10 protein-coding genes are annotated in these 11842 nt (G+C 28.6%); 7 read left to right on the top strand and 3 right to left on the bottom strand.

Annotation, left to right across the window (positions count from 1 at the left end; translation table 11 throughout):
* Both I6E31_11760 and I6E31_11765 read left to right on the top strand, forming a co-directional pair.
* The coding region (locus I6E31_11760) for a response regulator transcription factor (GenBank protein ID MCF2640636.1) at positions 1-407 on the top strand (407 nt) is incomplete at its 5' end.
* Positions 408-417: 10 nt separating this feature from the next.
* Entirely contained in the window at positions 418-1809 is a 1392-nt protein-coding gene (locus I6E31_11765) for a HAMP domain-containing histidine kinase (GenBank protein MCF2640637.1), read from the top strand.
* A gap of 50 nt (positions 1810-1859) precedes the next feature.
* Here I6E31_11765 and I6E31_11770 read toward each other — a convergent pair whose 3' ends face one another.
* Genes I6E31_11770 through I6E31_11780 form a run of 3 tightly spaced genes read right to left on the bottom strand, consistent with a single transcriptional unit; the run spans position 1860 to position 3866 of the window.
* On the bottom strand, positions 1860-2351 hold the full coding sequence (locus I6E31_11770; protein MCF2640638.1) for a threonine/serine exporter family protein: 492 nt from the start codon (positions 2349-2351) through the stop codon (positions 1860-1862).
* Complete coding sequence (locus I6E31_11775) at positions 2352-3107, bottom strand: threonine/serine exporter family protein (GenBank protein ID MCF2640639.1); 756 nt, start codon at positions 3105-3107, stop codon at positions 2352-2354.
* Positions 3108-3131: 24 nt separating this feature from the next.
* The gene (locus tag I6E31_11780; GenBank protein ID MCF2640640.1) at positions 3132-3866 is read right to left on the bottom strand and encodes a tRNA1(Val) (adenine(37)-N6)-methyltransferase; all 735 of its coding nucleotides are present in this window, start codon (positions 3864-3866) and stop codon (positions 3132-3134) included.
* Positions 3867-4664: 798 nt separating this feature from the next.
* Here I6E31_11780 and I6E31_11785 point away from each other — a divergent pair.
* The 5 genes from I6E31_11785 to I6E31_11805 all read left to right on the top strand — a co-directional run bounded on the left by I6E31_11785 (position 4665) and on the right by I6E31_11805 (position 11618).
* A complete protein-coding gene (locus tag I6E31_11785) occupies positions 4665-5810 on the top strand; it encodes an acyl-CoA dehydrogenase (protein ID MCF2640641.1) in 1146 nt (381 codons plus the stop codon).
* A 61-nt stretch (positions 5811-5871) separates the two neighbouring features.
* On the top strand, positions 5872-6660 hold the full coding sequence (locus I6E31_11790; GenBank protein MCF2640642.1) for an electron transfer flavoprotein subunit beta/FixA family protein: 789 nt from the start codon (positions 5872-5874) through the stop codon (positions 6658-6660).
* A 32-nt stretch (positions 6661-6692) separates the two neighbouring features.
* Complete coding sequence (locus tag I6E31_11795) at positions 6693-7703, top strand: electron transfer flavoprotein subunit alpha/FixB family protein (GenBank protein ID MCF2640643.1); 1011 nt, start codon at positions 6693-6695, stop codon at positions 7701-7703.
* 291 nt (positions 7704-7994) lie between these two features.
* Entirely contained in the window at positions 7995-9821 is a 1827-nt protein-coding gene (gene glmS, locus I6E31_11800; protein ID MCF2640644.1) for a glutamine--fructose-6-phosphate transaminase (isomerizing), read from the top strand.
* 24 nt (positions 9822-9845) lie between these two features.
* Positions 9846-11618, top strand: coding sequence for an aminopeptidase P family protein (locus I6E31_11805; protein ID MCF2640645.1), 1773 nt, complete (start codon positions 9846-9848; stop codon positions 11616-11618).
* Positions 11619-11842 lie beyond the last annotated feature (224 nt).

Consider the following 11842-nt stretch of genomic DNA (forward strand, 5'->3'; position numbering starts at 1 on the left):
TTTTTTTGAAAAAAAGTAAAAAAGGTGTTAATACATTTAAGTACCAACACCAAAAATTATACACCCTATTATTAGCTAGAATAAAAACTATTTTAAAAAATAGAGAAAATAGAAAAGAAGATATTTTAAAAATAGGTAAAATAGAGATAAATGATATTTCACATACTGTAAGTATAAATGGGGAAAAAGTAGATTTAGCACCTAAAGAGTATGAAATTTTAATGTATATGATAAAAAATTCTAATATAGCTTTGAGAAGAGAGAAGATGCTTGTAGAGATATGGGGTTATGATTTTGAAGGAAGTGATAGAATTATAGATGTTCATATAAAGAATTTAAGGAAAAAGATAGGAGAGGAATATATAAAAACAGTTAGAAATATTGGATATAAATTTGAGATAGATTAAGAGTAAAAATATGAAAAAAATATTCTATAAGATTTTTTTAACACTAATAGTAATAACATATATTCCTTTGATTTTATTATATAGCTTTCATAGTTTTTATATGAAAAGATATATTGAAAATAGAAAAATTGCAGAATTAGATGAAGTAGTTCATACGATAAATGAAAAAAAAGTAACTCCACAAATAAAAAAAGAGTTAGAAAAAAATAAAAATATTAAACTAGAAATTATAGATGCAATTGAAGATAGACATAAGTTAGAACTATTTAAATATTTTAATGAAAAATTTTGGAAGATAGATTTAGAAAAGATGTCTTTAAATAGTGTAGAGATTAGATTTGGAAAATCAACAAATTTTTTAAATAAGATATATATGATAAAGAAAATAGGAGATAAAGAATATGTTGTAATCTCATCTTTAATGGTTATACCTGAAATAATTTATAAGATTATACTATCTTCTTATATTTATGTTACTCCTTTTTTATTAATCTTAATGTTGATTTTATCCTATTTTATTTCTAAAAAAATGTCTGTTCCAATAGAGATGCTTGAAGATATATCAACTAGAATGGTAAAATCAGATTTTTCAAAAAGTATTGGATTTAAAGGTGAGAATGAACTAGCAGTATTAGGAAAAAATATTACTTCTATTTCAATTAATCTAAAGAAAAATAATGATGAATTAAAGAAATTAAATGAGCAATTGAAATTTGAATTGGATAAAAACAAGAAACTTATGAAAAATGAAAAAGAGTTTATTAATTCAATAAGTCATGAACTAAAAACACCAATAGCAATAATTAATGGGTATATAGAAGTTTTACAAGATAAAATTATAGTAGATGAAAAAGAGATAGAAAAAATATATTCTGTTATGTATAAAGAGGGGTTATACTTAGATAAGATGATAAAGGATCTAAACTCTTGTTATAGCTATGAGCATGAGTTTTTTATAGTAAAAAAAGAGAAGTTTAATTTAAAAAAATTTTTACAAGAGATATTGAATAAGTATTTATTAGATATAGAAGAAAAAAATATAAAGCTAAAAGTAGATATAGAAGATGCAGAGTTAGAGGGAGATTTAAAAAAATTGGATGTAGTAGTAAATAACCTTTTAACAAATTCAATCACCTATACAGACTTTAGAGGGATAATAAATATTACTTTTAAAAATAATACTTTAATCATTGAAAATAGCTGTGAATACATCTCTAAGGAAAATATGGAGAAGATATTTAAACCTTTTTATAAATTAGATTTTTCTAGAAAAAGAAAATATGGAGGAACTGGTCTAGGGTTATCAATAGTAAAAAACATATTGGATCTTTTACAATATTCATATAAAGTGAGCTTTGATAAAGAAAGAGGTTTCTTTATCTTCCAAATAAATTTTAAATAATAAAAAAACACTTTCTATATTAAGTAGAGAGTGTTTTTTATTTAAAAGTTTTATATTTTATTTATCTGCTTTTTCTTTTTTTCTTTTCTCAATTTTATCATTTTTTTAACTCTATTATATCTTCTTATTTTGTAGTAAATTTGAGAAAAAGTAGAAACAAAAACTATTCCAACAGTTATAGCAGCAGTAATTAAAAGCGTTTCAATCCCTTTAGAAGCAGCCTCTTCAAGTTTATTTTCTACAAAATATGACATGGTAAAATATACACCACTTCCTGGAACTAAAGGAATAAGACTAGCAATTAAAGTAGAAGTTACAGGAGTTTTTAATATTCTTGCCATAATTTCTGAATAGATAGTAAGAGCCATAGATGCAAACATAAAAGAGGCTGGAATTGAGTATTCAGCATTTTTAAAGATAATGTAAACACCCCAACCTAATGCTCCACCTAATCCTGCAAAAAATAGTTTTTTTCCTTTTAAATTAAAAAGTATTCCAAAAGCAAATGTACTTCCAGCAGCCCATAACATCTCTAGCAACATCTATATTCCCCCTAATTTTAAAAGTATAAATAGAGCAAAACCTGTTCCAATAGCTAATGCAGCTCCAACTAAAAAAGCTTCAACAGCTCTTGACATGCCAGAGAGAAGATCTCCCGCTACTAAGTCTCTAATAGCATTAGTAAGAGCAATTCCTGGTACAAGAAGCATAATGGTTCCAATGATAGAATAGGAAACAGATGTTATGAAATTTATCTTATAAGCTAAATAAGCTGAGATAGTACAGATAAAACCACCTAAAGTATTAATAAAAAAACTATTAGATTGTAATTTAGCTGCAAAATCTGAGATTATAAATATAAGTCCACCACCAATAGAAGCAGATATAGCATCATGGAAATCACCTTTGAATAGTAGTGCAAAGGAAGCAGCACCAAGACAGTAGGCTAAAAAATACATAAATTTACTATAAGGAATTTCTTTATCTATTTTTACAGCTTCTTGCGTAAATTCTTCTAATGTGTATTTTTTTATATCCCTCACCAATTGATTTATACAATGAACTTTATTTAAGTTGGTAGATCTATTTGGAACACGTTCAACAGAACAAAATAACTCTCCTTTAGAATTTCTTACAGAAGTAATAATACAAGTAATAGAAACAAAGCATTGGGCATTAAGACCATAATGTTTGCAAATTCTATTTATAATATCTTCTACTCTGTAAGTTTCAGCACCACTTTGAAGTGCCATTTTTCCTACCATATTAGCCATAATAAGAATTCTGTTTTCATTCATAAAATCCTCCCCAAAATGAAAAAATTATTTAAACATTTCAAGAACTTCAGCTGAATACTGTCCATCAGCATCGTGGGCAATTAAAGGTGGAAGTATTCTTAAACCAGGTTTACCATATTTAATTCCCTCTACAAGAAGTATTTTTCCTTCTTTATTTATTTTAGTGTGGCAAAATTGAATTTTTTTAGGTTCAATATCATATTTTTTCATGTTTTCAATTATATCCATAAATCTATCAACTCTATGTACTAAAGCAAAATGCCCTTTATCCTTCAAAAGATTAGATGCAGTTTGAATAATCTCTTCTAAAGTAATAGAGATCTCATGTCTAGCAAGGGTAAGTTGAGTAAGATCGTTAAGTTGTTTTTCATTACCATCAAATTTAAAGAAAGGTGGATTAGAAATAACCATATCAATAGAGTTATTTCTAAAATATTTTCTCCAATTTTTCATATCATCATTTATAATAGAGATTTGATCTTCTAAATTATTTAGTTGAACATTTCTTTTAGCTAGATCACTAGAGATTTCTTGAATCTCAATTCCTGTTATTTGAGCTTTTGTTTTTTTAGAAAGAAAAAGAGGGATCACTCCATTTCCAGTTCCTAAGTCTACAATTTTATTTGTATATTTAGTTATAGATGCAAATTCTGAAACTAAAAGTGAATCAAGTGAAAAAGCAAAATGATCAACTCTCTGTATTATTTTCATATCTTTATTTAAAAGATTAACTACTGTTTCTAATTCATTTAATATCATATATAATTACCTCCAATAGAATTATATCAATTTATTATAGAAAAATAAATATAATTTAAGAAAAACTATTTAAAAATAGCTATTGAATAAAAGTTGATCATAAAATAAAAAAACATAATTGAAAAAATAAAAAATATATATGGAAAAATATTGAAAAAATTTAGAAAAAGATAAAAGAGGAGAAATAATTAAAATTAGAGAAAAGTGGTCAAATCAAAAAATGATTATTGATTACTTTTTACTAACAAAATGATTAAAATTAAACAAAAAATATATAAACTCTTTCATAGTACTTGACTTTAATTAAAAATATTGGTATAACTTATATTGAGATACAATTGACAGGTTGTATGTTTTTAAAAAAAGCAATAAATACGTATAAAAATTAAAAATACGATTTTTGAACGGCTAAAAACAAAAAATAAGTAGTTAATTTTTTGACAAAAAAGTGCTATAATTATTATAGGAATAATGTATTACAAAGTTCTAATATTTTTTAGCAATTATTTTTTTAATAGCAAAAAATATTAGAAAGTAATATTGGGGTATCCAAAAAGATTTTATTTGTAGTAAAATATTTTTTTAGCAAATAAAATTATAGTAATTCATGTCAAAAAAGAGTATCGAAAAAAGATATTCAAAAAGTTATTAGAGGATTTTCAAAGAGGGAGTTTAGTGTTTATAAAGTTGTAAGCATAAGTTTCAAGAATAAAAGTGAATCCTAAAAAATAGACACACGTCTTAAAAGGTCAAGAAAAATAAAAAAAGTTAACAATAACTAGTAGGAGGATTAAGATAATGGAATTTAATATACCTAAGACACATGAACTTTTCAGACAAATGATAAGAGAATTTGCTGAAAATGAGGTAAAACCTTTAGCTGCTGAAGTAGACGAAGAAGAAAGATTCCCAGTAGAAACTGTTAAAAAAATGGCTGAAATTGGGTTAATGGGAATTCCTATTCCAAAAGAATATGGAGGAGCAGGTGGAGACAACGTAATGTATGCTATGGCTGTAGAAGAACTTTCTAGAGTTTGTGCAACTACAGGAGTTATTGTTTCTGCACATACTTCACTAGGAACTTGGCCAATACTTAAATTTGGTACTGAAGCTCAAAAACAAAAATATATTCCAAAATTAGCAAGTGGAGAATGGATTGGAGCATTTGGATTAACTGAACCAAACGCAGGTACAGATGCTGCTGGACAACAAACTACTGCTGTTTTAGATGAAGCAACTAACGAATGGATAATTAATGGATCAAAAATATTCATAACAAATGCTGGATATGCAGATGTATATGTAATATTTGCAATGACTGATAAATCAAAAGGATTAAAAGGAATTTCATCTTTCATAATTGAAGCTGGAACTCCAGGATTTACTATTGGTAAAAAAGAAAAGAAACTTGGAATTAAAGGTTCTTCAACTTGTGAATTAATATTTGAAAACGTAAGACTTCCAAAAGAAAACCTATTAGGAGAATTAGGAAAAGGATTTAAAATTGCTATGATGACTCTTGACGGAGGAAGAATAGGAATCGCTTCTCAAGCATTAGGAATTGCTCAAGGTGCTTTAGATGAAACTGTAAACTATGTAAAAGAAAGAAAACAATTTGGAAGAGCTATTGCTAAATTCCAAAACACTCAATTCCAATTAGCTGACTTAGAAGTAAAAGTAGAAGCAGCTAGACTTCTAGTTTACAAAGCAGCATGGAGAGAAAGCAACAACCTTCCTTATACTGTAGATGCAGCTAGAGCAAAACTATTTGCAGCTGAAACAGCTATGGAAGTAACAACTAAAGCTGTTCAACTACACGGAGGATATGGATACACTAGAGAATATCCAGTAGAAAGAATGATGAGAGATGCTAAGATCACTGAAATCTATGAAGGAACTTCAGAAGTTCAAAGAATGGTAATAGCAGGAAATCTTTTAAAATAATTTAAAATAATAACTAATAGCGAAAAATTGAGTATATGAATTAATATATGGAGGATGGAAGATGAAAATAGTAGTTTGTATAAAACAAGTTCCAGATACAACTGAGATAAAATTAGATCCAGTAAAAGGAACACTAATCAGAGATGGAGTTCCTAGTATCATGAACCCAGATGATAAAGCTGGATTAGAAGAAGCTTTAAGATTAAAAGATCAATATGGAGCTCATGTAACAGTTATCACAATGGGACCACCTCAAGCAGAAGCAATCTTAAGAGAAGCTTATGCAATGGGTGTAGACAGAGCTATTCTTTTAACAGATAGAAAATTTGGAGGAGCAGATACTCTAGCTACTTCTAATACAATCGCAGCAGCTTTAAGAAATATAGAAGCTGACTTAATCATCGCTGGAAGACAAGCAATTGACGGAGATACTGCACAAGTAGGTCCACAAATAGCTGAACACTTAGGATTACCTCAAGTATCTTATGTAAAAAATATGCAATATAATAAAGAAGATAATTCATTAACAATTGAAAGAGCTGTAGAAGATGGATATTATCTAGTAAATGTTCAACTTCCTGCTTTAATCACTGTACTTTCAGAAGCTAACCAACCTAGATACATGAGAGTTAAAGGAATTGTAGAAGCTTTTGATAAACCAGTTGAAACTTGGAACTTTGACAGTATCACAGTTGATCCAGCAGTTATTGGACTTGCAGGATCACCTACAAAAGTTAAAAAATCATTTACTAAAGGAGCTAAACAAGCTGGTAAAGTATTTGATGATCTTGATACAAAAGCAGCAGTTAATTTAATTATAGAAAAATTAAAAGAAAAATTTGTTATTTAACAAATGAACCTTAAGACAAAGGAGATAAGATAATGAATTTAAATGATTATAAAGGAATATTAGTATTTGCAGAACAAAGAGATGGGGTAGTTCAAAACGTAGGTTTAGAACTAATCGGAAAAGCTAAAGAATTAGCAGCTAAATTAGATGTACCAGTAACAGCAGCTTTAATAGGATATAATGTTGAAGGATTAGCTAAAACTCTTGTTGAATATGGAGCTGACAAAGTAATAGTTGTAGATCAAGCTAGATTAGAAAACTATGATACTGAAGCTTATGCACAAGTATTTAAAGCTATAATAGATGCTAAAAAACCTGAAATAGTTCTTTTCGGAGCAACTACTTTAGGAAGAGACCTAGCACCAAGAGTATCTTCAAGAATGAAAACTGGACTTACAGCTGACTGTACAAAACTTGAAATTTCTGAAGAAACTAAAGGACTAGAAATGACAAGACCTGCATTTGGAGGAAACTTAATGGCAACAATCGTTTGTCCAGACCACAGACCTCAAATGTCAACAGTAAGACCTGGAGTTATGCAAAAAGCTCCTAGAGAAGAAGGAAGAGTAGGAGAAATCGAAAAATTCCCTGTAACTCTAGATACTTCTAAAATGAAAGTAAAAATTGTTAAAGTAGTTAAAGAAACTGCTAACAAAGTAGATATTTCTGAAGCTAAAATACTAGTTTCTGGAGGAAGAGGAATTGGTTCTGCTGAAAACTTCGCAGCTCTAGAATCAGTAGCAAAAGAAATTGGAGCAACAGTTTCAGCTTCAAGAGCAGCAGTAGACGCTGGATACATTGATCACGACAGACAAGTTGGACAAACTGGTAAAACAGTTAGACCTGATATCTACTTCGCATGTGGAATTTCAGGAGCTATCCAACACGTTGCAGGTATGGAAGAATCTGAATATATCGTAGCTATCAACAAAGATAAAGATGCCCCTATATTTGATGTTGCAGACCTAGGAATCGTAGGAGATGCTAATAAAATAGCTCCATTACTAGCTGAAGAATTAAAAAAAGCAAAAGCTGGAAAATAAGATAAATTTAAAATTAAATAAATTATAAAATATAAGGTTGGTTGATATTTTTATTGACCAACCTTTTTTTATATATTATAATAGTGAACGGAGATTTTATATAAGACAAGCGCCAGAACTTTATTTTTAATAAAGTTGACGAGGACTGAGATATTCGAAAATTCGGCGGGTTTCTCAGAGGTGGTTACAACCGTTGCTAGTAAAGATAGAAGGTGACTTCTATTACAAAGGAGCAACTGTAACAAATCTCCTATGAACATTTAAAATTAAATATAAATAGGAGGAATACATATGTGTGGAATAATAGGATATGTAGGTAATGATCAACAAGCAGTAGAGGTAATCTTGGATGGGTTAAGTAAACTTGAATATAGAGGTTATGACTCTGCTGGGTTAGCAGTTGTAGAAGAGGGAAGAATCTTTGTAGATAAGAAAAGTGGTAAATTATCTAATTTAAAAGAGTCTTTAAAGGAGAAGGTACATCTTGCTAATGTAGGAATAGGACACACTAGATGGGCAACACATGGAGTTCCAAGTGATATTAATTCACATCCTCATTGTAGTTGTGATGGAAAGGTAGCAATAGTTCACAATGGAATTATTGAAAACTATTCAGCTTTAAAATCAGAACTTATTGGGAAAGGGTATAAATTTATATCGGATACTGATAGTGAAGTGGTAGCTCAACTTTTTTCATATTTTTATAATGGAGATCTATTAGAAACTTTGAAAAAAGTTACAGAGAGATTAAGAGGAAGTTATGCTTTAGGAATAATTCATGAAGCAGAACCTGAAAAAATAGTGTGTGCAAGAAAAGAGAGTCCATTGATTATAGGGGTAGGTAAAAATAGTAATTTTATTGCCTCAGATGTTCCAGCAATCTTAAAATATACTAGAGATGTTATTTTTCTTGAAAATGATGAAATAGCAATCTTAGAAAGAGAAAAAGTTAGAGTTTATGATAAAAATCTAAATTCAATTGAAAAAAGTATAAATAAAATTCAATGGGACATGGAACAAGCTAGTAAAAATGGATATCCACACTTTATGTTAAAAGAGATAGAGGAGCAACCTGAAGTGGTAAATAAGACTCTAGAATTTTATACAAAAGAGGATGGTAAAGAGAAACTTACAGATCTTTTTGAGAAGATAGATTTTAGTAAGGTTCAAGAGATAGATATAATAGCATGTGGAACAGCCTATTATGCAGGATTACAAGGAGCTAATTATTTAAAAAAAATAGCTAATTTTAAATCAAATGTAGAGATAGCTTCTGAATATAGATATAGTGATCCAATTATTGATGAAAGAAATGTAGTTGTTTTTGTAAGTCAATCAGGAGAAACATTAGACACTTTAATGGCATTAAGATTGGCAAAGTCTAAGGGAGCAAAGACAATAGCTATAACTAATGTAGTGGGATCAACTATATCAAGAGAAGCAGATGTTGTAATTTATACATTAGCTGGACCAGAGATTTCAGTAGCTTCAACAAAGGCTTATACTGCACAAGTTATAACTTTTTATCTGTTATCGTTAGAGATATCATTAAAACTTAATAGAATAACAGAGGACAAATATAAAAATTATATATTGAAAGCATACAGTTTAAATGGTAAAATAAAAGAAATTTTTAATTCAAAAGAAAAAATAAAAGGGATAGCTGAAACTATAAAAGATAAAAAGAATGGTTTTTATATAGGAAGAGGTATTGATGAAAAAGTAGCAAGAGAGGGATCTCTAAAAATGAAAGAGATAACTTATATTCATACTGAAGCTTTCCCTGCTGGAGAGTTAAAACATGGAACAATTGCTTTAATAGAAAATGGGACAATGGTAGTTGTAGTGGCTACTCAAGAGGATATGATAGAAAAAGTTGTATCTAACATAAAAGAGTTAAAAGCAAGAGGGGCATATATTATTTCTATAACTAAAAATAGCTATAAGGATATAATAGAAGTATCTGATAAGGTATTATATATTAGTGATATTGATGATATTTTAGCTCCAGTTTTAGCAGTGATTCCAGCTCAATTATTTGCATACTATACAGCAGTAGCAAAAGGTTTAGATGTGGATAAACCTAGAAACTTAGCAAAATCAGTTACTGTTGAATAATTATATTAAATAGGGGTGATTTTTTTGAATATTGTAGTTGAAAGAGTTGAACAACTAAGAACTTTGATGAGAGAGAGAAATATAGATATATATTTAATTCCATCATCTGACTATCATCAAAGTGAGTATGTGGGAGAATACTTTAAATCAAGAGAGTTTATCTCAGGATTTACAGGATCAGCAGGAACAGTTGTAGTAACAAAGGATAAAGCTGGACTATGGACAGATGGAAGATATTTTATACAAGCTGAAAAGCAACTACAAGGTAGTGGAATAACTCTTTTTAAGATGGGAGAAGAGGGAGTTCCAACATATTCAGAATATATTAATCAAAATTTAAAAGATGGAGAAACTTTAGGTTTTGATGGTAAAGTTATATCTGGGAAAACTATATTTGATCTGAAAAATGAGTTTGAAAATAAAAATATAATGTTAGAAGATAAATATGATTTGGTAGGAGAAATCTGGAAGGATAGACCATCTTTACCAATAACAGAAGTTTTTATATTAGATGAAAAATATGCTGGAGAAAGCTTTGAAAGTAAACTAAATAAATTGAGAGAAAAAATGGAAGTTTTAAAGGCAGATAAACATGTTTTAACTTCTTTAGATGATATAGCTTGGTTATTTAATATAAGAGGAAGAGATATTAAAAATAATCCAGTTACATTGGCATATTCAATTATTTCAAAAGATAAAGTTACTCTTTATATAGATGGTAAAAAAGTAAATAATGAAGTAAGAGAATATTTAGAAAAAAATGGTGTTGAGATAAAAGGGTACTTTGAAGTATATGAAGATGTAAAAGATAGTGAAAATGAGATAGTACTTTTAGATAATAATAAAGTAAATTATTTAATTTGTAATAGTATAAAAGGAAGTATTTTAAATAGAAATAATCCAACAACATTAATGAAAGCTTGTAAAAATCCAGTAGAGTTAGAAAATTTAAGAAATTCTCACTTAAAAGATGGAGTAGCAGTAACTAAATTTATGTATTGGTTAAAAACTAATATTGGAAAACTTGAAATGAGTGAAATAAGTGTAAGTGATAAAATAGAAGAGTACAGAAAAGAACAAAAGCTATATATAGAGCCTAGTTTTAATACTATATCTGCTTATGAAGCAAATGCTGCTATGATGCATTATAGTGCAAATGAAAAATCAAATAGTAAATTGTATCCAAGAAATCTATTGCTTATAGATTCAGGAGCTCAATATTTAGATGGAACAACAGATATAACTAGAACATTTGTTTTGGGAGAGTGTCCAGAAGAGATAAAAGAGCACTTTACTTTAGTTCTAAAAGGTATGATATCACTTTCTAAAGTAAAATTCTTATATGGAGCTAGAGGAACTAACTTAGATATTTTAGCTAGAAGACCTGTATGGGAAAGAGGAATAGATTATAAATGTGGAACTGGACATGGAGTAGGATTCTTATTAAATGTACATGAAGGACCACAAGGAATAAGATTCCAAACTAATCCTCAAATTTTAGAAGAGGGAATGACAGTTACAAATGAGCCTGGTGTATATATAGAAGGTTCTCATGGAATTAGATTGGAAAATGAATTAATAGTTAAAAAAGCTGAGAAAACAGTTTTTGGACAATTTATGGAGTTTGAAACAATGACTTATGCTCCACTTGATTTAGATGGTGTTATTCCAGAAATGTTAGAAAAAGATGAGAGAGAGTTCTTGAACAGTTATCATAAAATGGTATTTGATAAAGTATCTCCATATTTAACAGCTGAAGAAAAAGAGTGGCTAAAAGAGTATACTAGAGAGATTTAAGATTCAAATTAAACTACACCTTGTATTAATATGAGGTGTAGTTTTTACATTAAACTATAATTTATCTAACTTAGCTCAGTTATCTAGCACATCGCTAGGTTTACAGCAAAGTTCCTTTGTATTTATGCTAATTAATCAATTTTAGTTATCTCTATTTTTTTAAATATCAGCTAAATTCCATGTCAAAGAATAAAGAGAGAGTAACACTCATCTGACTAAAATTC

Source organism: Fusobacterium varium, assembly GCA_021531615.1.
GTDB lineage: Bacteria > Fusobacteriota > Fusobacteriia > Fusobacteriales > Fusobacteriaceae > Fusobacterium_A > Fusobacterium_A varium_C.

Excerpts from the sequence above, each read along its gene's own strand:
- I6E31_11780 (MCF2640640.1), bottom strand. The coding sequence starts at position 3,866 with ATGATATTAAATGAATTAGAAACAGTAGTTAATCTTTTAAATAAAGAT.
- glmS (MCF2640644.1), top strand. The coding sequence starts at position 7,995 with ATGTGTGGAATAATAGGATATGTAGGTAATGATCAACAAGCAGTAGAG.
- I6E31_11775 (MCF2640639.1), bottom strand. The coding sequence starts at position 3,107 with ATGAATGAAAACAGAATTCTTATTATGGCTAATATGGTAGGAAAAATG.
- I6E31_11790 (MCF2640642.1), top strand. The coding sequence starts at position 5,872 with ATGAAAATAGTAGTTTGTATAAAACAAGTTCCAGATACAACTGAGATA.
- I6E31_11765 (MCF2640637.1), top strand. The coding sequence starts at position 418 with ATGAAAAAAATATTCTATAAGATTTTTTTAACACTAATAGTAATAACA.
- I6E31_11795 (MCF2640643.1), top strand. The coding sequence starts at position 6,693 with ATGAATTTAAATGATTATAAAGGAATATTAGTATTTGCAGAACAAAGA.
- I6E31_11770 (MCF2640638.1), bottom strand. The coding sequence starts at position 2,351 with ATGTTGCTAGAGATGTTATGGGCTGCTGGAAGTACATTTGCTTTTGGA.
- I6E31_11785 (MCF2640641.1), top strand. The coding sequence starts at position 4,665 with ATGGAATTTAATATACCTAAGACACATGAACTTTTCAGACAAATGATA.